This is a genomic window from Labedaea rhizosphaerae, assembly GCF_004362825.1.
Taxonomy (GTDB): domain Bacteria; phylum Actinomycetota; class Actinomycetes; order Mycobacteriales; family Pseudonocardiaceae; genus Labedaea; species Labedaea rhizosphaerae.
Map to the genome: position 1 here is coordinate 458,384 of NZ_SNXZ01000002.1, position 22,002 is coordinate 480,385.

Here is a 22,002-nt window from a genome sequence, read left to right on the forward strand (position 1 = left end):
GGGATCTGTTGTCGCACAGAAGAAGCAGACGTGTACTCGCGGTCGCGCTGGGTGCCGCGGCGGGGCTCATGGGGCTGGTGGCCCTGCCCGCGGGCCCGGCGAGCGCGGCCCTCACGGCGTGCGCGTGGCAGGCCACGACGTTCGAGCTCCCGGCCGGCGCGGACGGAGCCGACTTCAGCGGCTCCGACAGCAACCGGTACGTCGTCGGCGAGACCGGCACCCAGCCGTGGGAGTCGGACGGCAGCCTCTACGACCCGCAGGCGACGTTGTGGGACAACGGGAAGATCGTCTGGCACGCCACCAACGGGCTGCCGCACGCGCTGGACGTGAACTCATCAGGCGTGATGGCCGGTGACACCATCATCAACAACAAGTTCTACGGCATCACCATCGCCAAGGACGGCACCACCAAGATGCTGCCGGGCGACCCCGCGTGGGTGGACTACGACGCCGAGCTGATCAACAACAAGGGCGACGTCGTCGGCGGTGCGATCAAGGCCGATCTGAAGCACGTCCTGGTGCTGTGGCCGGCGAACGCGCCCGGCACCTACCGCGTGTTGCCCACCCCGAGTACGACGGAGCTCTTCCTGCAGGACCTGGACGAGCAAGGCGAGATCATCGGCGGCACCCAGGACGCACCCCAGGGCGCGATCTGGACCACCAGCGGCACCTACACGCCGTTGCAGACCCCGAAGTTCGCCGATCCCAGGGCGGTCCGCGGCGGGCACATCGTGGGTGGGTGGGACACCTTCAGCACCTTCGGTGCGGCCGAGTGGAACGCCCAGGGCACCATGACCCGCAACATCCCCGGCAGCACCGCCGAGGGGTTCACCGCCCTCGGCGCCGACGGCACGATCGCCGGCCAGATCTGGGTCGGCTACTCGCAGCACCCGTCCCTGTGGCGGGGCGGCCAGGTGGTCGATCCGCTCACCGCCGTCGACACCGACTTCGTCGTGCAGTGGATCAGCGACGACGGAACCCGCCTCACCGGCATCCAGGACTGGGTGCCCACGCAGTACCACTGCTCCTGACGCACCAACCGACTTCTGCCCGGGCCGGGTTCCTCCGGCCCGGGCAGAACGCGTTTGCCCCGAAACCCCGACAGAAAGGCCAATCCCTTGCACACCAAGAGAAGAAGCCGGTTGCTCGCCGCCGCGGTGCTGGCCACGGCCCTGGGCATGGTCTCCGTCCCCACCGGCGACGCCATGGCGGCGACCACCGCCTGCGCCTGGCAGCAGCACGCGTGGCAGTTCCCCGCGGGCGCCGACGCCGCCGAACTGCACGGCTACGACGGCAGCCGGTACGCCGTGGGCCTCTCGGGCACCCGCAGCATCTGGGTCGACGGGGTCGTCGACCCGCACCCGACGTTGTGGGACAACGGAACCGTCGTGTGGCGGTCCCCGACCTTCCTGCCCTACGTCAACGACGTCAACTCCTCGGGGATGATCGCCGGCGCCGACCTCGAGGGCGACAACAAGTCCTTCGGCATCACCATCGCGCGCGACGGCACCGTCCGGCGGCTGCCGTCCGACCCCAGCTGGGACCAGTACGGCGCCGACCTGATCAACAACAAGGGCGACATCGTCGGCTCGGCCATCAAACCCGGGCTGCAGTACGTCATCGTGGTGTGGCCGGCCAACGCCCCCGGCACCTACCGCGAGCTACCCGGCCCGACCTCCGGGACCGCCTACGCGACCGACCTCGACGAGCAGGGCGAGATCCTCGGCGGGGTGCAGGACGCGCCCCTGGGCGCGATCTGGACCACCAGCGGCAGCTACCACACGTTCGAGACGCCGAAGTTCGCCGACCCGGAGTCGGTCCGCAACGGGCACGTCGTCGGTGGGTGGAGCACGTTCAGCACCTACGGCGCGGCCGAGTGGGACGCCCAGGGCCACATGACGCGCAGCATCCCGGGCACCAGCGTCGTGAAGTTCACCGCCCTCGGCGGCGGCGGCTCGGTCGGTGGCGTGCACTTCGTGGGCTCGCAGGAGCACCCGGCCCTCTGGCGTGACGGCGTGCTCGTCGACCCGCTCGACGCCGTCGGCGCGGACTTCGACCTGCAGTGGATCAGCGACGACGACCGCAGCCTGGTCGGCGTCGACGACCTGCGGCCGATGCACTACCGCTGCACCTGACCCACCGAACCGGGTGTGTCCCACACTCGCGCCGGGTGTGTCCCACACTCGGGCACCCCGTGTCCCACACTCGGGTGCGGGACACACCCGGCCCCAATGCGGAGTCGCGTTTGCTTGCCCCGAAACGCTCCGCCACCCGCCCCGAGACCAAGCCGCAGCAACCGCGGCTCGTGGGTTCGGTTTTACACGGGGCACGGCGGCCATACGCTGGACGGCGAGCAAGGGCAGGCCTGCCTGCCCCTTAACGCGCTTGCCTGGCCGCCGTGGGGGTCCCCGTGTCAAACCGAACCCACCCCACAAGACCCTGAACACAACGCGGGACTCACCCCACGCGAACGTGGAACACACCCCGCGCCACCGTGGGACACACCCGACCCGAACGTGGGACACGCCCGGTCGGAACGTGGGACACGCCCGGTCGGAACGTGGGACACGCCCGGCTTGAGGGCAGAGGGGCGCTGACCCCGGTACGCGCAACGGCCCCGGATCCGCCGAAGCGGATCCGGGGCCGTTCGCATCGGATCAGGCCGGTACGCGGTCGGCCAGCAACCGGGCCAGGCTCGCGACCGTCGGGTGGGCGAACAGCTCCCGCACGGTCACCTTCATGCCCTCGTTGGTCAGGGCCCCGGTCAGCGCCACGGCGCGGATCGAGTCACCGCCCACGTCGACGAAGGCGTCCTCGGCACCGACCTGCTTGCCGAGCACCTGCTCCCAGATGTCCGCGATCCGTTGCTCCAGCGGCCCGCTGGGCGCCACGTACGGCGTCCCGACGACCCGCCCGTCCGGCGCGGGCAACGCCGCCGTGTCGAGCTTTCCGTTGGAGGTCAACGGGATCCGGTCCAGGTGCACGAACTGCGAGGGCGTCATGTAGTCCGGCAGCCGCTCGGCGAGCCACGGCCGCATGTCGTCCAGCGCGACCGGTTCGCCACCGGTGGCAGGCACCACGTAGGCGACCAGCTGGCGGTCCTCGCTGAGCAGCACGCGAGCCTCGCCCACGAGCTCGTGCTCGCGCAGCACCGCCTCGACCTCACCCAGCTCGACCCGGTAGCCGCGCACCTTCACCTGGCCGTCGCGCCGGCCGAGCAGATCGACCGACCCGTCCGGCAGCACCCGGCCGAGGTCGCCGGTGCGGTACAAGCGCGACCCGGGCGGGCCGTACGGGTCGGGCACGAAGCGTTCCGCGGTCATCACGGCCCGGTTCACGTAGCCCAGCGCGACGGCGTCACCGCCCACACACACCTCGCCGACCACGCCCCACGGCACCAGTTCGAGGTTGTTGTCCAGGACGTACATCGTGGTGTTCGGGATCGGCCGGCCGATCGGGATCACCGGGCGACCGTCCTCCGCGGCGATCTGCACCGAGTTGCCGACCGTGGTCTCGGTGAGGCCGTACTCGTTGATCACCCGGCCCTCACCGAGCATCCCGGCCCACTTGCGCGCCGCGGCCGCGTGCAGCACCTCGCCACCCACGACCATCGTGGTCGCGATCGGCTCCGTCAGCTGCTGGGCCAGCACCTCCAGGTGCCCGGGCGTCAGCTTGACGAAGCTGTACGGCGCACCGGCCCGCAGGTGCTCGCCCAGCTCGGACAGGTCGAGCCCGTCCGGCAGCACGTGCACCGGCTGCCCGGCGAGCAGCGGGCCGAACAACGCCGTCACCAGCAGGTCGGCCTGCACACCGGCCAGCAGCGGCGCACCGCCGTCGCCCGCCGAGGTGTAGTCGGCGAGCACCCACGTCAGGTAGTTGGCCAGGTTCGCGTGGCTGACCAGCACGCCCTTGGGCCGCCCGGTCGAGCCCGACGTGTAGATCAGGTACGCCGGCCCGTCGTGCGGGACGTCGGGGGCACCGGCGTCGCCTTCCGCGCTGCGGTCCACCGCGATCGTCGGCCCGGCGAACGACGCCGGGACCACGTCGGCGAGGTCCGCCGGCGCCAGCACGCAGGACGCGCCCGAGTCCTCGAGCATGTAGGCGATCCGCTCCCCCGGCGTCGTGGGCGCCATCGGCACGTACGCGCCGCCGGCCTTCCACGTGGCGAGCAGCGAGGTCACCAGGTCCAGGTCGCGGCGAGCGACCACGCCCGCCACCGCACCGGGCCGGAAACCGTTGGCCAGCAAGCGGTGCGCCAGCTTGTTCGCCTGCGCGTCGAGTTCGGCGAACGTGAGCGCCTCGGCGCCGCACCGCACGGCGACGGCGTCCGGCGTCCGGGCCACCTGCTGTGCGAACCCGGCGAGCACGTGCGTGACCGGCTCGGCCTGCCCGAACGGTTCCGCGGCCTGGCTCGCGGCGTCGAGCAGCCACTGCCGTTGCTCGCCGGGAAGCAGGGCGGTGCGGGCGTCCGCGTCCAGGTCACCCGCCATCGCCTCCAGCGCCAGGCGGAACATCTTGGCGAAGAGGTCGGCGTGCTCGGGGGCGAGCTTGCGGTAGTCCGCGGTCACCAGCACCAGATCCACCCGGGTCGACACGGTGAGGCCGAAGTCGGTCGGGCTGTCGTCCAGGCCCGTGCGCTCGGCGACCAGTTCGGTGTCGACCTGGTTGAAGTCGTGGTAGTTGAACATCACGTCGATGAACCGGCGCCGCTTGTCCGCCATCCGCGTGATCTCCGGGTAGGGGAACTGGCGGTGCGGCCACATCTCCACCTCGCGGTCGAACGTGGCCCGCAGGTACTCCCGCCACGTCCCGTTCGGACGGTGGACGGCGAACGGCAAGGTGTTGAGGTACATGCCGTACACGGTGTCCATGCCGAGCCGCTCCGGCCGGGCGTCGGTGATCAGTCCGAAGTGGAACGCCTCGTCGTCGGTGAACTGGGACAGCACCTTGGCGAACGCGGTGATCATGATGGACTTCATCGACACGCCCACCTCGGCCGCCGCCGCGCGCAGCGCCGGCTTGAGGTCGCGCCAGTCGGCGATGGCCTGGTGCTTGGCCTGCTCGCCGGTGCGGTCGCCCCACTCGTCGGGCAGCGCGAACGGGGTGTGCCGGTCGACGATGCCCTGCCAGTACTCCCGGTGCCCGGGGTCGTTCAGCGCCTTGAGCTCCTCGGCGACGAAGTCGGCGAAGCGCGCCTCGGGCACGTCGTACGGGACCGGCTCCTCGCCCTTGTTCAGGCTCATGTAGACGGTCAGCAGCTCCATGACCATCGAGTGGTAACCCCAGCCCTCCTGGACCGGGTGGCACTCGGTGATCGAGAGCCAGTAGCCGTCGAAGTCGGTCGGGAACGCGTAGAACCGCATCAGGCCGGGGACCTTGAAGTCGAAGAGCTCGGCGCGTTCCTTGGCCACGTGCTCGGCCGTGATCGCCGCGATCTCCTCCTCGGTCTTGCCACGCAGGTCCCGCATGCCCACCGACATCTGGGCGCTGTCGTGCACCAGCTGCATCGGCACCGAGAAGCCGTCCAGGTGCAGCGACGTGCGCAGCACCTCGTGCCGCTCGGACAGCAGCCGCGCCGCACCGATCATCGCGTCCAGCGAGAACTCCATGCTGTCGCGGATCCAGAACGTGGTCGTGCAGTGGTACGGGTGCTGCTCGTCGGCGAGCATCTCGAACAGCATGCCCGTCTGGTTCTGCGACAACGGGTACGCGTCCTGGATGCCCTCGGGCAGCAGCGCGCGGTCGGCGTCGCTGATCAGGGAGAAGCGCGGCACCTCTTCCTCGAGTTCGACCTTCTCGCGACTGCTGATCAGCTCGGCGACCTCGGCGACCGTGGCGTGGCCGAACACGTCGGCGACCGAGAGGTCGTAGCCGGCCTCGCGCATCGCGCCGACCAGCGCGACCGCGCGGATCGAGTCGCCGCCCATTTCGAAGAAGCCGTCGTGCACGCCGACCGCGTCGACCTTGAGCGCCTTCGCCCACACCCGGGCGACCTGCTCCTCCAGGGCGTTGCGCGGGGCGACGAACTCCGCGTCGGCCGTGGGCGGTGCGGGCAGCGCCGCGACGTCCAGCTTGCCGTTGGCGGTCAACGGGATCCGGTCGAGCGGGACGACCTTGGGCACCATGTACTCGGGCAGCTCGGCGGCCAGCCACGCCCCGAGCGCCGCTTCGTCCACATCCTGGTCCGCGGACCCGACCACGTACGCGACGAGCCGCTCCCCGCCGCCGGTCTGCAGCACCACACGGCACTCCGCGACGGTCGGGTGCCCGGACAGGAAGCCCTCGACCTCACCCAGCTCGACCCGGTAACCGCGGATCTTGACCTGGGTGTCGGCGCGGCCGGCGAACTCGACGTTGCCGTCGGGCAGCACCCGGCCGAGGTCGCCGGTGCGGTAGAGCCGCGAACCGGGCGGCCCGAACGGGTCCGGCACGAACTTCGCCGCGGTCTGCGCGGGCTGGTTCAGGTAGCCGCGGGCCACGCCGCTGCCGCCGACGCACACCTCGCCGATGACCCCGACCGGCGCAGGCCGCAGCGCCTCGTCGAGCACGTACATGCTGGTGTGCGGGATCGGCTTGCCGATCGGCACGACCTCGCGTGGCGAGCCGTCGCCGGGCAGGAACGTCGAGTTGCCGACGGTGATCTCGGTCGGCCCGTACTCGTTGATCAGCCGGCCGTTCTCGCCCAGCCACGCGTCCCACTGGCGGGCGACGGTGTCGAGCAGCACGTCGCCACCGGTGATCACCGAGCCGGCCATGCCGTCGATCTGCGCGGGGCTGAGCTGGTGCGACAGCATCTCCAGGTGCCCGGGCGTGAGCTTGATGAACGCGAACGGCTTGGCCGCGGCCAGGCGCCCGCCCAGGTCGGCCATGTCGAGGTCCTGCGGGAACATGTGCACCGGCTGACCGGCCAACAGCGGCGCGAACAGCGTGGGCACCACGACGTCACCGGAGATGGTGGCGAAGAGCGGCGCGCCGCCGGTGTGGTCCCCGATGTAGGTGTCGATCACCCAGTCGAGGTGGTTCACCAGCCCGCGGTGGGTGACGGCGACGCCCTTCGGCGTTCCGGTGGAGCCGGAGGTGTAGACGATGTAGGCCAGCGCGTCGAGGTCGGTGACCCCGGGGTGGTCCACCTCGGGCAGCTCGGTCGCGGCCGGGCCGGGTTCGGGCACCAGGACGTGGCCGTCGAACACCTCACCGACCGCGGTCTGGCGGTCCTCGTCGTCACTGGTCATCAGGAACCGTGCTCCGCTGTCGGCCAGCAATCGGCCCCAGTGCGCCGCCGGTAATTCCGGGCCGATCGGCAGGTAGGCCGCGCCGACCCGCCAGGTGGCGAGCATCGCGGCCAGCAGGTCGACGCCGCGGTCGAGCAGGATGGCCACGACGTCCTCGGGCCCGGCACCGGCCGCGTGCAGCCGCCGCGCCATCCGGTCGGCGCGCGCCCGCAGGTCTGCGAACGTGGTGTCCCCGTCGTCGGTGCGCACGGCGACCGCGTCGGGAGTCTGCTCGACCTGGCGGTCGAACCGCCGCAGCGTGTCCTCCGTCGCCGGCATCGGCTCCGCGGCGGCCGTGAGCGCGCTGCGTTCCCGCTCGTCGAGCATCTCGATGGCGGCGAGCGGCTCGTCCGGCGATGCGACGGCGGCGGTGAGGAACCGGCTCAGGTGCGCCGCCAGCCGCTCGATCGTGGCGGCTTCGAACAGCTCGGTGGCGTAGATCAGCCGGGCCCGCAGTCCGCCGTCGGCGGCCCCGCCGACCTGCAGCTCGAGGTCGGTCCGGGCCACGCCACCGCCCGCCGCCATCGGCTCGACGGTCAGGCCCGCGACGGTCTGCGCGGCGGCCCCCATCGAGTCGTGCCAGGTGAACACCGCCTGGTAGATCGGCGTGCGCGACGGGTCGCGACGCGGCTGCACCGTGTCCACGATCTGCGCGAACGGGACCGTGCCGTGGTCGAACGCGTCCAGCATGGTGCCGCGGACCGCGCCCAGCAGCTCGGTGAACGTCATGTCCGCGGCGCAGTCCGACCGGATCACCACGGTGTTGATGCCGTTGCCGAGCAGGTGCTGCAGGTCGCCACGGGTGCGGCTGGAGACGATCGTGCCGACCGCGACGTCCTCGTTGCCGGTGTAGCGCGCGAGCACCGTCTGGAAGGCGCTCAGCAGCACGACGAAGGGCGTCGCCCCGGCCGCGGCACCCAGCGCGGCGACCCGCTCGGCCACCGCCACCGGCAGGTCGAACTCCACCTCGGCGCCCGCGTAGCCGCGCACGGGCGGGCGCGGGTGGTCGGTGGGCAGGTCGAGCTGCGGCACGCCGGCGAGGGTGCGCTCCCAGTAGGCGAGCTGGCGCTCGCGCCGCTCGGGGGTCAGCTGGTCGCGTTGCCACGCGGCGAAGTCCGCGTACTGCACGGACAGCTCCGGCAGGTCGGCTCGCTCGCCGGTCACCGCGGCGCGGTAGAGCTGCCAGAGCTCGGTCAACGCAAGGCGCGTCGACCACGCGTCACACGCGATGTGGTGGAACACCACCAGCAGCACGTGGTCCTGCTCGCCCGCCTCGATCAGGGTGGCGCGCGCCGGCCACTGCTCGGCCAGGTCGAACGGGGTCGCGTTCTGCTCGGCGATCAGCCGGGCGACGCGGTCGTCGCGCTCCCGCGCCGGCGCGTCGGTCACCGACACCACGGCCAGCCGCCCGGCCACCGGGTCGTCGACGAGCTGGCGCGGCTCGGCGTCACGCATCACGTGCCGCGTGCGCAGGATCTCGTGCCGCTCGACCAGGGCGTCCCACGCCTGCGACAGCGCGGCCCGGTCGAGCTGCCCGCGCAGGCGCAGGGCGAACGGCACCAGGTACTCGGTGCTGTCCGGGGTGAGCTGGTCGAGGAACCACATCTGTTCCTGACCGAAGGACATCGGCAGCGGTGCGTCGCGGTCGACCCGCGCGATCCCGCCGCGGCCCTTTCGGCGCTGCGGCCGGCTCTCGACATTCGCGGTCATTCGGCTCTCCCATTCGTGCCCAGCACGTCGGCCAAAACGGTGAACAACTCCGCGGGCGGAGCGTTGAGGAAGAAGTGGTCGCCGGGCACCAGGTGCTCGTCCAGCGCGCCGATGGTGTACCCGGACCAGCCGCGCATCTCGGCGAGGCCGCAGCCGCGGTCGTCCGCGGCGGCGACCACGGTGATCGGACAGGTCAGCGGCACCCCACCCGTGTACGTGTAGGTGTCGGCCATCAGCAGGTCACCGCGCAACGCGGGCACGGTGGCCTGCCACAACTCCTCGTTGGCCAGCACCAGCGGCGCGCGGCCGCCGACCCTGGTCAGGTAGCGCCGGAGGTCCTCGTCGCTGCGGACCCCGGCGCGGTCCCGGCTGCCCCGGCCGCACTCGGCCGGGGGTTTGCGTGCCGCGACGACCAGGCGCGTCAACGGCGAGGGGAACCGCGGCCGCAGCCGTCGCGCCACCTCGAACGCGATGGTCGCGCCGAGGCTGTGCCCGAAGAACGCGACCGGGCGGTCGAGCAGCGGCTGGACCTCCCGCGCCACCAGGTCCGCGAGCGTCGCGACGTCGGACACCGGCTCCTCGTCGCCGCGGTCCTGCCGTCCCGCGTACTGCACGGCAACGACCTCGACGGTGTCCGGCAGGCGATCGGGCCAGTCGTGGAACGCGCTCGCGGCGCCACCGGCCTGCGGGAAGCAGACCAGCCGCAGCGTGGCGCCCGGCCGGGGCCGGAACACCCGGCACCAGCCGGACCGCCGGACCGCGGGCGTTCCCGCGACCATCAGACCGACACCTTGAGGTAGTCCGACACGTGCGCCTCGCACATGGCGACCGCGATGCGCCGCGGTCCGGTGTAGGGCTCGCGCGCGTGTGCGGTCAGCATGTTCTCCACGACCAGCACGTCGCCCTGCTGCCAGTCGAACCGGCACCACTGCGCGCGGTAGCACTCGCGCAGGTGCGCCACCACGTCGTCCGGGATCGGTGCGCCGTCGCCGTAGTAGGTGTTGAGCGGCAGGCCGTCCTCACCGAACATGGCGAGCAGGCCTTCGCGCACCTCTTCGTCGTGCGTGCTGATGTGGAAGAACGTGATGTGGTTGAACCACACGTCCTCGCCGGTGTCCGGGTGGGCGTAGGACGGCCTGCGCACCGCGCGGGTGCGAAGCTGGTCCGGGCCCAGCCACTCGGTCTCGATGCCCCGGTCGGCGCAGTAACGGTCCACTTCGGACTGGTTCTGGGTGCCGTACACCTCGGGCCACGGCACGCCGACGGCCGGCTTGTAGTTGCGGGTGAGCATCCACCCGCGCCGCTGGAACTCCTCGCGCACCGACGGATCGATGGACTGGTAGACCTTGCGGACGTCGGCGAGCGGCGTGGCCCCGAGCGAGGTCGGCTCGCGCTCGCAGTAGAAGTACAGCAACCGCGGCCACGCGGCCTGGTAGGAACTCTCGTTGTGCAGGAAGATCTCCTCGTCCGCCGGGTAGTCGGTCGAGGTGTAGACGTTGCCCTTGATCGCGTGCCGCGGAGACGAGCGTTCGTTGTAGACCATCGGCTCGCCGGACATGGCCCGCACCGCCGCCTCGAACGCGGCGACGTCCACGGTGTCGAAGCCCCGGAAGACCAGCGCCCCATGGGTGAGCAGCTGCTTGCGCAGGCTGTCCCGGTCGCGGTCGATCAGCTCGACGAGGCTGTCCCCCTGCCGCGCACTGGTGACGAAGTGCGCGAGGGTCTCTTGTGTCGCATCGGTTTCCAGCACGTTCGTGTCTCCCGTCAGCCCGCCATGGCGACCAGCACGCGGCGCTGCCCGGTGAACGGCCGCCTGCCGTGCCCGGTCAGCACGTTGTCGATCACCATCAGGTCGCCTTGCGCCCAGTCCACGTCCACCGCGGTGGCGAGGCCGCGGTCGCGCACCTGGATGACGTACTCGGCCGGGATCGGCGAGCCGTCCGCGAACGCCACCGACTGCGGCATGTCCTCTTCGGCCATGATCGCGGCGAGCGCCTTGGCCGTCTCGTCGCCCAGGCTCGCGGCGTGCCACTGGTCGGACTGGTTGAACCACACCTCGGTGCCGGTGCGTGGATCGACCACAGTGGACGGACCCGGCTGCTCGATGCGCAGCCGGTCGTCGTCGCGCCACTCCCACTCGGCCCCGGTGCCCGCGAGGAACTGCTCGACCTCGGCGCGGTCGTCGGTCTCGAACGTCTCCTGCCAGCTCTTGCCGAAACCGTGGCCGCCGTGCAGGTTCTGCCGGTACCGCACCCCGCCCCGATAGGCCTCGCGCACCTCGTCGTCCAGCGCGGCGAGCCACGCGGCGCCGTCCACCACCGGGGTGGCACCACCGGTGGCCGCGGCCTGCTCGCAGTAGAACACCAGCCGGCTCGGGTAGCGCTTGGCGTAGGAGAGCTCGTTGTGCATCGAGATCGTGTGCTCGGCCGGGTACTCGGTCGAGGTGTAGATGTTGTCCCCGACCTTCGTCCGCGGCGAGTTGCCGTGCCGGTAGGCCCACCGCGTGGGCAGCAACGCGTCCACGACGGCGTCGAACTCGGCGCGTGCGATGCCGAACCCGCGCCACACCAGCGCTTTGTGCTCGACCAGCATCGCCTCCAGGTCCAGCGAGTGCAGATGCTCCTTCAAACCGGCGCCGGACGCGTCGGTACCGATGTCCTCGGGGCGGATCACCTTCGGCGCCCAAGGCGTTGTCGTTGCCATCGCCTCGATCTCCTCGTGGGCGGTTGGTCGTCCACGACGTCGCCGATGGCCACCACCAGCACCGGCGTGGACGTGCTCAAGGCGAACGATGCAAGGCCCAGCCATACAGGACCAATATCAGCCCCGACCAGCTTCGACGGCTTCTCGACCGAGCCCGCCGCGCGACCCCGGGACGGCGCTCCACTCGGGACACCGTGTCGCGACACCTCGGTGTGGCTTTCCGCATATCGTCGTGCGGTGGCCCGATTCACCCATGCGGTGACCCTTGATGCCGTTCCGCAAGCCTGGTTCGGCCGGATCGTCCGGGCGGCGCACGATCAGACCGAGCGCCTGCTCGCCGGCACCGGCGTGGTGACGGCACCGCTGCGGCCCGGCACGCGGTATGCGCCACCTGACAGCGATGTGCGGTTCACGGTCGAGTCGTGGGAGCCGCGGGTGGCGACCTCGGGTGAGCTGACCTTCGCCGACGAGACGATCGGGTTGGCCTGCGAGTTCGCCCTGCGCAGCGCCGAGGCGCCCGCCACCTTCGACTGCGCGGTACAGCTGCGTCTGCCCGAGGGTGATCAGCCCGCGTTCCTGCGTACGTGGTCGTGGACCGGCGCGGCCGAGCTGGCGCGGTGGTGGCGGTCCGCGGGCCGGGTGACCGTCACGGTGCGCAACAAGGTCGGCGTGGGCGAGTTCCGGCTCGTGCCGGTTCGCGTGGACGGCCGGCAGTGGAAGGTCAAGGTGACCGCGAAGCTGCGCGGCCAAGGGCTTGCCCGCCCACTCGTCGCCATCGCGCTGCTGGTCCTGCGCGGCAGGGTCGACCGGCAATTCGTCGAAACCCTGCGCAAGGCGGAGCGTCGCTGGCACGAGGAGATCCCGCCGTTGCTGCGCCGTGACCCGGACGAACTCGTGCAGGAGGCCCTGTCGAAGTGGCGCGCCGACCGGGCATGAGGACACCACGGAGCCGTTGGCCACACGCGGTCGGGCCGGCGCATCCGGTGGCGGTTTGAAGGGACGACCTGCGGGTATCTTCAGATGGGGTCGGGGTGCTCCACAGGTGGCAGGACGATCTCGGCTAGGGGTGGTGGCCTTGGACAGACAGGTTTCCGGTGCGGCGGACAGAGAACCGAACCCGCCGAACGTCAGCTGCGACCTGGACACGACGGAGTTCCGCGAGCTGCGTCAGCTGGTCCGGGCCCTGCTGAGCGGGCACCAGCACGACATCGTCGTCGACGACGCCGTGCTGGTGGCCGACGAACTGGTGTCGAACGCCCACAAGCACGGTCGGGCTCCGCGCGCCTGCCGCCTCACCATGGTCGACCAAAGCCGTCGCCTGCGCATCGAGGTCGACGACGCCTCCCCCGACCAGCCCCGGCTGCGCACACCGGACATGTCCGGCGGACGCGGCCTGATCTTGGTCGACCGCCTCGCCACGGTGTGGGGCGTCCACAACGCCGCGACCCACAAGACGGTGTGGGCCGAACTGTCCCTGGACCAATCGGGCAGCAGCGGCCATGCCCGGCACCTGGCCATGACCCCCGAGTAGCGGCTTCGCCGCGGCGGCCATCCACCCACGGTTCGAAGATGACGCCCACGAGGAGGAGCGGTGCACCGCTCGCGACGCGCTACCCTGCAGGACGTGAGTGAGCGACCTCAGGGCGAGTCGCCGCTGCCGCCGGGCTTGGCGGTCGTCCGGCGGATCGTTGACGGCGCCCTCGTGGTCGCGGCCGAGGGTGAGGTCGACCTGAACACCGCGCCTGCGCTGAACGCCGCCATCGCCAGGGGCATCGACCAAGCGGGTGAAGGGCCCTGTGTCGTGGACCTGACCGGGGTTTCCTTCCTCGACTCGGCGGGCTTGACCGCGTTGTTGCACGCCACCGTCTACGCCGAAGCCCACCACCGACGCCTGCCGATCGTGGTCGACTCGAACCGCCCGGTGATCAGGCCCATCCAGGTGACCGGCCTGGACGACAACCTCGCCCTCTACCACACCGTCGACGAGGCGCTCAACGCCAGCAGGTCCATCGAGCCGTCGTAGGGGCGCCACACCGCAACGGTCAGGCCGCTTTCAGCGTGCCACCGTCGATCACCAGGTCCGCGCCGTGGATGTTCGCCGCGCGGGCGGACAGCAGGAACACCACCAGGTCCGCGACCTCCGCGGGCTCGGTGATCCGCCCGGACGCGACGCCGAACTGCGCCGGGATGTTGGCCAGCAGGTCCTCGTGCGCGACCCCGAAGGCCTCCGCCACCTTGCCACCGAACCGGTTCGGATCCGTCCACAGCGGACTCGCGACCACGCCTGGCGACACCGTGTTCACCCGCACGCCCTGCGGACCCAGCTCTTCACTGAGCCGCTTGCCGAACTGCGTCAGAGCGGCCTTCGCCTCCGCGTACCCGACCGGTGACCCGGTGGGCACTCGCGAGTTGATCGACGAGATGTTCACGATCGCGCCCTTGCGCGCGACGATGCTCGGCAGCGCCGCCCGGGTGGTCCAGACCGGGCTGAACAGGTTGAGGGCGAAGGTGGCCTGCCACTGCTCGTCGGAGACGTCGAGGACACCACCCAGCGACATGCCGTCCGGGTCCCCCGCGCCGACGTTGTTGACCAGGAAGTCGATGCCGCCGACTTCGGCGACCGCCTGCTCGACCACGGCCACCGCGCCGTCGCGGGTGCTCAGGTCCACCGCGACCGTGGCCGCGGCGACCTTCTCCAGCTCCGGCGTGATGGTGCGCGCCGCGCCCACCACCCGAACCCCTTCCGCCGCAAGGGTTTCCGCGATGGCCAAACCAATCCCCCGGCTCGCCCCCGTGACGACGGCCGTCTTCCCGTTGATCCCCAGCTCCATGGTCTTTCCTTTCTTGAACTCTAGGTCAAAAATGAGGGCGCACGACCGCGCCCACCGGCAAACTCTTGGGGTCAGAACACCGCCAGCGCGGTGTCGATGACCTGGCGCAGCACCGGCCCGTCGAAACCCCTGGCCATGACGCGCAGGCCGCCGATGGTGTTCATCAGGAACCGGGCCACGGCCATGGCATCGACGTCGGCGGCGACATCGCCGTCCCGCTGCCCGCGCTCGATGCGCTCGGCGAGCAGGTCTATGCCGCGCTGGGCGATGCGGCGGACCGCCTTGGTCGCCTCCTCGTCCCGGCCGGCCAGCTCGAGCGTCGTGTTCACCACGAGGCAACCCCGCTTGACCGGGCCCGCCAGATCCATCTCCACGAGGTGCAGCAGGTACGCCCGGATGCACTCCTTCGCGGTGCCCGGCCGCGACAGGTAGTCCTCGGTCACCTCGGCGCCGACCCGGTCGTACAGGTCGAGCGCCTTGCCGAAGAGCTCCCGCTTGGAGCCGAACGAGTGGTACAGGCTGCCCTTCGCCACGCCCGTGGCCTCGGCGAGGTCCGCGGGCGACGTGCCGGCATAGCCGTTGGTCCAGAACGCCTCCATGGCGTCCGCCACCACGGCTTCCGGCTCGAAGTTCTTCGGCCTGCCCACACGCCCACCGTAGCGCGTTCTGGACCTACAGGTCAAGAACCATCGTTATTGCCACGGGAAATTGCCATCACGATGTGAACGTCACCCTACTTTCGTCTGTGCCGATCGCCGCTGACCTGAACATACGGTTTCCACGCGCCTTCGAGGGCATCGAATTCCGGCGCACCGTTCCAAACTCTGTCCCTGCATTTATCGAGAGTTCGGATGTGGAAATGAAAATAAAGAAGACCTCGGTCGGCGCTGCGCTTTTGGTCGCGGCGATCGTCCCCTTGGCGTTGGGCGCCGGCCAGGCGTCCGCGCACCAGGCACCGGCGGCCGTTCCCCAGGCCGCACCGGTCAAGCACGGCATGGGCTTGGACCTGGCCGGCTTGCGGGCGGCGAAGAAGAACCACGCGGTGAAGGCGGTCGACACCGCACAAGCGCCGCGGCCCCGCCTGGGCGCGGCGCCCAGCAGCTACGACCTGAGCCAGTACGCGCTCTCACCCGGTGACCAGGGCCAGGTGGGTTCGTGCGTCACCTGGGCCACCGGGTACACCGGCATCGGCCTGCTGATGCACGAGCAGGGCATCTCGGGCTCACCCATGGCGCCCATGTACATCTACTCCCAGATCGCCAAGGGCGTGGACCGGGGCACCTGGGCGTCGGTGGCGTTGCCGATGGAGCAGCAGCAGGGCATCGACACCAAGGCCGACTACTGGCAGGGCGATTTCGACTACACCACCCAGCCCGACGCGGCCGAGCGCGCCAACGCCGCGCACTACAAGATCTCGGGGTACACGGAACTGCCGACCAGCGGCGGCTCGACCACCAAGAACGCGATCATGAACGCGATCTCCCAGGGTGAGCCGGTCGCCATCGGCTTCCAGGTGCACCAGAGCTTCATGAGCCTCAACTCGACCACGGCGGCCAACTACACCTACCTGCCCGGCGGCCGCCGCGACAAGATCGTCGGCGGGCACGAGGTGACCATCGTGTCCTACAACGCCAGCGGCGTCCGGATCGAGAACAGCTGGGGCACGTCGTGGGGAGCCGGCGGCTTCTTCACCGTGCCGTGGAGCTTCTTCGACACCGGTGACGTGAACGAGATCCACGCCATCGGCAAGCTCGTCCAGCAGTAATCCTCGACTGAGCCTGACGCCGGCCCGCACGGGACACCCGTGCGGGCCGGCGTCAGGCAAACTCAGTCTCGGTGCTCGCTTCGGCACGATCGGCGCTTTATCTTGTTCGACGTGCGCGAGCAGGCCTGGCGAGCGTGGTGGCCCATCCCGAACCGGCGATGGCCGCTGGCGCCGATGCTGGCCTTGCTGACCTCCCCGTCCGGGTGCCTGCCCACCCACTCGCTCGGCCTGCCGTACGGCCTGGCCGCGCACTGCATCACGGTGATGTGCGTGCTGGTGGGCTTCCGGCTGCGCACGGCGCTCAGGAGACGGCGCCAGGAGTTGGAGCTGCGTGACCGTCACCTGTCCCCCGCCGGCAGGTGATCCTGGCGGCCCTGCGCACGATCCGTGCGATCGACGGCCTGCCCTCTCACTGCGGGCGGAGCACTGGCTTCACCCGTTCGGCCCGTTGCGCAGGTTTTCACGAACACTAGTGTTCGTGAAAACCCTGCAAGGGATCGCGAGGTGGCCCCCATGAAACCGTCCCAACGCAAGCACGGCCGCGTGCTCGGCAGACGCACCGCCGTCGGCGGGCTCCTCGTGGCGGTGGCCGTCCTCGCGGCGTCCGCGGCCGTGGCGGGCGCCGACCCGAAGCCGAAACCCAGCGATCCCAACGAGATCTGGCCGCAGGCGCACCTGGCGATCGCCACCGCGCCGTGCGACCCCGCCGGCCCGACCGGTGCGGACGCGACCATGGCGGCGCAGCTCAACCCGCAGCTGCACAACAAGATGGCCGGTTACCTGGACGCCTACCGCATGTCGTGCGCCCGGATGGTCGTCGACGCGGTGCGCGACCGCGGTCTCAACCCCAAGGCCGCGGCGATCGCGATGGCCACGGTGATCGTCGAGACCGGCATCATGAACTACTCCGAGGCCGTCGACCACGACTCGCTCGGCCTCTTCCAGCAACGCCCGTCCGCCGGCTGGTGCCAGCCGGCCCAGTGCATCGACCCGACCTATGCCACCAACCGGTTCCTCGACGTGATGGAACAGTTCTACCCCAACGGTTCCTGGAACGACGCGGCGATCGGCGACGTGGCCGCGGACGTGCAACGCCCCGCCGAGCAGTACCGCTACCGCTACGGCGTCGAGGCGGGCGACGCGGTGATCATCGCCAACGCGTTGTGGGTCGGCCAGTCCACCCGGACCTACCCGTACGGCGCGGGCCGCGTGGTGTCGGCCCGCTCGGCCGACGGGCGCCTGGAGACCTTCGCCGCGGGGGCCGACGGCGTCTACCACAGCTGGCAGACCGCGGTGAACGGGAACTGGTCGGCCTGGCGGTTCGAGGGCGGCCCGGCGAAGGCACAGCTCGCGATCGCCCCCAACGCGGACGGCCGGCTCGAGGTGTTCGCGTTGTCCGGCGCGACCGCGCAGCACATGTGGCAGACCTCGCCCAGCGGCAACTGGTCGTCGTGGGAGACCTTCGGCACCGGCGGGTACCGGCTCGCGGCGGGCGCCAACGCCGACGGTCGCATCGAGGTGTTCGCCTCGAACGCCAACGGCGTCTTCCACAAGTGGGAGACCAGCGCCAACACGTGGTCGGCCTGGGCGGGGCTCGGCGGACCGGCCGACGCGCGACTCGCCATGGAGTCCGCAAAGGACGGACGCCTGGAGGTGTTCGCGTTGTCCGACACCGGTTTCCGTCACCTCTACCAGGTCGCGGCGAGCGGTGACTGGTCGGCGTGGGAGGACTTCGGTGGCGGCGGGCACGACGTCGCGGTCAGCCACAACCAGGACGGCAGGCTGGAGGTGTTCGCGACGGGCTCGGCCGGCGTGATGCACCGCTGGCAGACCAGCGAGACCACGTGGTCGGCGTGGACGGGCACCGGCGGCATCGCCAACGCCGAACTCGCCACCGCGCGCACCGCCGACGGTCGCGTGGAAGTGTTCGCCATCAACGGTTCCGGCGCCCAGCACGCCTGGCAGCAGGGCGTGGACTCGCCGTACTCCGCGTGGGAAACCTTCGGCACGGACGGCACCGAGATCGCGGCGGGCAACAACGCCGACGGCCGCATCGAGGTGTTCGGCACCAGCGCCGCCGGGGTCTACCACAAGTGGCAGACCGGGTTCTCGACCTGGTCGGACTGGGCGTGGCTGACGGGCACCGCCGGTCCGTCCATGTCCTGAGCGCGGTCACGCTGCCGCTTCGGGTGCCGCGCGCGCCCGAAGCGGCAGCTCTTGTCGTGTCACCCCATCGATGGCCCGGACGTGGACTGCAACCAAGCCCAGTCCGACCACGTGCTGAACCCGGTCTGCCACTTGTGGTACACGCCGGCCGAGCTGGTCCCGAACACCTCGATCCGAGCGTCGGCGTTGTTGCTCGCCGCGATCTCGGTGCCTCCGGTGCCGAAGGTCTCCCACGCCGACCACGCGCCGTTGACCTCGGTCTGCCAGACGTGCGTCGCGGTGGCGGCGTTGATCGCGAACACCTCGACCCGCCCGTCCACCGACCGCGCCGCCGCCAGTTCGGCGTTGGTCGCACCGCCGCCCGTGCCTGTCCACGCCGACCACGTGGTAGCGCTGGTCTGCCACTTGTGGAACACGCCGTTCTCGTTGGCGGCGAACACCTCCAGCCGGCCATCGGTGTTGTGGCTGACCGCCAGGTCGTGCCCGCCGGTGCCGAAGTCCTCCCATGCGGACCACCGCCCGCTCACCGAGGTCTGGTAGAGGTGGCGGAAGGTGGTGTCGGACAAGGCGAACACCTCGAGCCGGCCGTCCGGGGCGTTCTCCATCTGCAGCCGTGCGAACGCGGGGCCGCCCACGCCTTCCCACGCGGCGAAGCCGCTGTTGGGTGCGGTCTGCCAGGTGTGGAACACCCCGGCGTCGCTGGAGGCGAACACCTCGATCCGCCCGTCGGCGTTGGTGCCGGCCGCGATCCGGTGGCCGCCGGTACCGAGGCCCGCCCAGCCCGACCACTGCCCGCTGGGGGCGTTCTGCCACTTGTGCTGCAGCACAGAGCCGTTGACGGCGAACAGTTCCAGCCGTCCGTCGGCATTGGGCGCGACGGCCAGTTGCGCGTTCGCGGGACCACCCTCGTCGACCCAGGCCGACCAGTTGCCGTTGGCCACGGTCTGCCAGGCGTGCCACACCCCGTCGGGCCCGGCCGCGAATGCCTCCAGCCGCCCGTCCGCCGAGCGGGCGGACACCACGCGCCCGGAACCGTAGGGGTGCGGTTTGACCGCCGAGTCCTCGACCACCTTCGTGTAGCGGCGCGCGCCGTAGTCGCCGTTGGGGTGGCCGTCGAGGTAGGCGTCGTTGATGTTGGCGGTCAGGTGCTTCACCGGCGTGGCGCCGAAGGAGTAGTAGGAGAAGCGGCCGCCCGCGTCCAGCCAGCGGTCGAAGAGCATGACGTGGTCGTAGTAGGAGTCGAGGATGTCCCCCGCACGCAGGTCCGCCCGCGCGATGGGGAAGGAGTAGCTGTCCCACAGCGAGCCCGTCCAGGGGTTCGAGTCGAGGTGCCAGGCCATCGAGACGTAGCCGGAACAGTCGCGCCGGTAGTTGTAGTCGCCGCCGGGGCCGGGTGAGTAGGCGCCCTGGTCGTAGGGCCCGGGTTGGTGGTCGACCCAGTACTGGGCGCGCCAGATGATCTCGCTGCGGGTGATCGGGCCACCGCGGGCGGAAGCGGCGTGTGCCTGCGGCGCCGCGACCGGAGCCACCACGAGCGCGGCGATGGTGGCGAGGACGAGGAGCAGCGGCCTGCTCTTGTGAGCCATCGGGTTGCCCCTCTCGACGCGGCCGGATGGCTTCAATGTACAAAGATGTTCATAGAAACCCGCACACCCGGACGGCCGAATCTGCCCGACATGTCCGCGGCCACGACACCCGGAGCGGCCCGCAGCCGTGGTGCGCGCCGATGACACCATCGCCGTCGCGGTCCACGCGTCGGTGATCGATCACGGCCGATCGTGGAGGGTCGTGGAGAGTTACTGTCGGTGCAGCCACCATGCGACAGCCGCCGCCCGGCTGGAGACGTGCGCCTTGCCGAAGATGGACTCTAGGTGTTTGCGGACGGTGCGGGCACCGATGCCAAGTCGCATGGCGGTTTGGTCGTTGGTGTAGCCGGCGGCCACCAGTTGCAGAACCTGGGTTTCGCGTTCGGTAAGGGTCAGCGCGCGGGTGCGCTCGGCTGGGGACTCGCGCCGGATCCTGGCTTGGATCGCTCTTACCTGGGCGTCGTATGCCAGCGCCGCGGACAACGTCTTGCGCACCGCAGCGATGGCAGCGACCTCTCGATCCGAGAAATCGCGCAACGTCCGCAACAAGCCCATGAAGACCAGCTCGCGATCACTGAATACCAGTGTTGCTGCGAGTTGGTGGCGCAGACCATATTGAGCCAGCAGCTGTCGGTAGACCGTGGTGTCCCGGAATCGGTGGAACGGCAAGAAGTCGCTTGTCCGGTATGGGCTGAGGTCGCCGGTCGTCACCAGGTTCGCGAAGTATGGGTGGCCGCGAAACTCCGTCGTCCAGGTATGCAGTTCGTCGGCAGGGGGCGTTTCCTGACCGGACACGGTTATCTCGGGGAGTCCGGCGCGACCGCGGTGCCACACCGTGATCGTGGCGACATCTGCGCTGACAGTTCGGCGCAGTCCGTCGGTGAGGGCCATTTCGTAGGGTTCGCCGGCGACGATCGCGGCACCGGCCAGGAGTCCACAGCGCAACAGCTCCGCCTCGTTCACCCCGGCCTCCTCCACCTGTCAGAAATCCGCACCACTATCTCGCATGATCACGCTCGCCGGCCATTGTCAAGGTGGCGGAACGGCCACTGTCAAGACGCCGTGGTTGTGCATTCGAATGGACCCATGGACATCGAAAGCCTTGCCCATGAAGCCGTGGACACGGTGACGCGGCACCTCAGACACCGAGGCGCCGACGCAGCGGGGCGGCTGGCGAACGCTGCCGTAGACCGGGTGTATCGGGTCATCGCGGGACGACTCCGAGCCCACCCCGCAGGACGGCAGGCGCTCAGGTCACTCCTCGACAACCCGGCTGACCTGCGCTGCAAGGTCCGAGCGACCGAGTTGGTCGCGCGGGAGGCGGGCGCGGACCGCAGCTTCGCCGAGACGCTCGACGCCGCCGCCCGCAATGCCGGCATCGTCGTCCAGGGCGCCGCCGCGCGCTACCAGAGGATGGACAACCGCGGGGACTACCGCGACATCCGCGCGGGACGTGATGTCAACTTCAAGAACCGCCAGTACCGCATCGGGAGCATCAGGTTCGGCACGGGCGGCCTGGTCTCCGGCATCGCCGTGCTCGTGGTAGCGCTCGGCGGCGGCACCGCGGCGGTGGTCAGCGCGTCCGGCGATCAGGTCAGCCTTTCCTCAGCCGTGGGCCGATGGGAACGCCCCGGCCAACAGGCGCCCAGCTTCAAGGTCGGCCCCGCGGTTCTGACCGTGGACGACAAGGGCGCGTTCACCTTCACCATGAACGTCACGATCAGCGTGCCGGGCCAGCAGGTGCCCGGCTTCTCCGGCGTGAGCTTCGACTGTCACGGCACCGTCGAACCCGCACACGACCATTACACGCTGCGTTCCAGCAGCGGACAGTGCGGCACTTTCGACGCGCGACTCTCCTCCGACGGGCACGCGATCGACTTGTTCCTGTCCTCAACCGAGTCCAGCAATGGATCACTGACGCTCACCAAGGCTGGAGCGTCCGCATGACCATCGTCAAGCCCGGACCCAAC

Annotated in this window: 17 protein-coding genes; 9 read left to right on the forward strand and 8 right to left on the reverse strand. The window is 70.4% G+C overall.

Annotated elements, in window-relative coordinates; genetic code table 11:
• Positions 1–8 precede the first annotated feature (8 nt).
• Both EV186_RS11435 and EV186_RS11440 read left to right on the forward strand, forming a co-directional pair.
• Positions 9–1,031 carry a hypothetical protein gene (locus tag EV186_RS11435; protein WP_133849215.1) on the forward strand — a complete coding sequence of 341 codons (1,023 nt, stop codon included), beginning with the start codon at positions 9–11 and terminating at the stop codon, positions 1,029–1,031.
• An 87-nt stretch (positions 1,032–1,118) separates the two neighbouring features.
• Positions 1,119–2,135, forward strand: coding sequence for a hypothetical protein (locus EV186_RS11440; protein WP_133849216.1), 1,017 nt, complete (start codon positions 1,119–1,121; stop codon positions 2,133–2,135).
• Positions 2,136–2,657: 522 nt separating this feature from the next.
• Here the strand turns inward: EV186_RS11440 and EV186_RS11445 are convergent.
• Genes EV186_RS11445 through EV186_RS11460 form a run of 4 tightly spaced genes read right to left on the reverse strand, consistent with a single transcriptional unit; the run spans position 2,658 to position 11,684 of the window.
• Positions 2,658–8,981 (reverse strand): non-ribosomal peptide synthetase, encoded by a 6,324-nt coding sequence (locus EV186_RS11445; RefSeq protein ID WP_133849217.1) that lies wholly within the window; start codon positions 8,979–8,981, stop codon positions 2,658–2,660.
• Entirely contained in the window at positions 8,978–9,760 is a 783-nt protein-coding gene (locus tag EV186_RS11450) for a thioesterase II family protein (protein ID WP_133849218.1), read from the reverse strand. Before EV186_RS11450 ends, EV186_RS11445 begins: the two co-directional genes overlap by 4 nt.
• On the reverse strand, positions 9,760–10,731 hold the full coding sequence (locus EV186_RS11455; protein ID WP_243753973.1) for a TauD/TfdA family dioxygenase: 972 nt from the start codon (positions 10,729–10,731) through the stop codon (positions 9,760–9,762). The genes EV186_RS11450 and EV186_RS11455 overlap by 1 nt, the downstream gene beginning before the upstream one ends.
• Positions 10,732–10,745: 14 nt before the next feature.
• Positions 10,746–11,684, reverse strand: a complete 939-nt coding sequence (locus EV186_RS11460; RefSeq protein WP_133849219.1) for a TauD/TfdA family dioxygenase — start codon at positions 11,682–11,684, stop codon at positions 10,746–10,748.
• A 237-nt stretch (positions 11,685–11,921) separates the two neighbouring features.
• On the opposite strand from EV186_RS11460, the gene EV186_RS11465 reads away from it, so the two are divergent.
• The 3 genes from EV186_RS11465 (at position 11,922) to EV186_RS11475 (ending at position 13,707) form a co-directional block, all read left to right on the forward strand.
• On the forward strand, positions 11,922–12,620 hold the full coding sequence (locus EV186_RS11465) for a hypothetical protein (protein ID WP_133849220.1): 699 nt from the start codon (positions 11,922–11,924) through the stop codon (positions 12,618–12,620).
• Positions 12,621–12,759: 139 nt separating this feature from the next.
• Positions 12,760–13,215 (forward strand): ATP-binding protein, encoded by a 456-nt coding sequence (locus tag EV186_RS11470; RefSeq protein ID WP_133849221.1) that lies wholly within the window; start codon positions 12,760–12,762, stop codon positions 13,213–13,215.
• Between the two features lie 93 nt (positions 13,216–13,308).
• Positions 13,309–13,707: an anti-sigma factor antagonist gene (locus EV186_RS11475; protein WP_243753974.1), complete on the forward strand. Its 399-nt coding sequence runs from the start codon at positions 13,309–13,311 to the stop codon at positions 13,705–13,707.
• A gap of 19 nt (positions 13,708–13,726) precedes the next feature.
• On the opposite strand, the gene EV186_RS11480 is transcribed toward EV186_RS11475, so the two are convergent.
• Both EV186_RS11480 and EV186_RS11485 read right to left on the reverse strand, forming a co-directional pair.
• Positions 13,727–14,515, reverse strand: coding sequence for an SDR family oxidoreductase (locus EV186_RS11480; protein WP_133849222.1), 789 nt, complete (start codon positions 14,513–14,515; stop codon positions 13,727–13,729).
• Positions 14,516–14,586: 71 nt separating this feature from the next.
• Positions 14,587–15,162 (reverse strand): TetR/AcrR family transcriptional regulator, encoded by a 576-nt coding sequence (locus tag EV186_RS11485; RefSeq protein WP_133849223.1) that lies wholly within the window; start codon positions 15,160–15,162, stop codon positions 14,587–14,589.
• Positions 15,163–15,374: 212 nt separating this feature from the next.
• Here EV186_RS11485 and EV186_RS11490 point away from each other — a divergent pair, with 212 nt between their 5' ends.
• From EV186_RS11490 to EV186_RS11500, 3 genes are all read left to right on the forward strand, one after another.
• The gene (locus tag EV186_RS11490) at positions 15,375–16,280 is read left to right on the forward strand and encodes a C1 family peptidase (protein WP_133849224.1); all 906 of its coding nucleotides are present in this window, start codon (positions 15,375–15,377) and stop codon (positions 16,278–16,280) included.
• A 111-nt stretch (positions 16,281–16,391) separates the two neighbouring features.
• Positions 16,392–16,643: a hypothetical protein gene (locus EV186_RS11495; protein ID WP_133849225.1), complete on the forward strand. Its 252-nt coding sequence runs from the start codon at positions 16,392–16,394 to the stop codon at positions 16,641–16,643.
• 150 nt (positions 16,644–16,793) lie between these two features.
• Positions 16,794–18,446, forward strand: coding sequence for a PLL family lectin (locus EV186_RS11500; protein WP_208115566.1), 1,653 nt, complete (start codon positions 16,794–16,796; stop codon positions 18,444–18,446).
• A 59-nt stretch (positions 18,447–18,505) separates the two neighbouring features.
• Here EV186_RS11500 and EV186_RS11505 read toward each other — a convergent pair whose 3' ends face one another.
• On the reverse strand, positions 18,506–20,032 hold the full coding sequence (locus tag EV186_RS11505; RefSeq protein WP_208115567.1) for a PLL family lectin: 1,527 nt from the start codon (positions 20,030–20,032) through the stop codon (positions 18,506–18,508).
• Between the two features lie 210 nt (positions 20,033–20,242).
• Entirely contained in the window at positions 20,243–20,995 is a 753-nt protein-coding gene (locus EV186_RS11510) for a response regulator transcription factor (RefSeq protein ID WP_133849226.1), read from the reverse strand.
• A gap of 123 nt (positions 20,996–21,118) precedes the next feature.
• On the opposite strand from EV186_RS11510, the gene EV186_RS11515 reads away from it, so the two are divergent.
• Positions 21,119–21,979, forward strand: coding sequence for a hypothetical protein (locus EV186_RS11515; RefSeq protein WP_133849227.1), 861 nt, complete (start codon positions 21,119–21,121; stop codon positions 21,977–21,979).
• Positions 21,980–22,002: the final 23 nt, after the last annotated feature.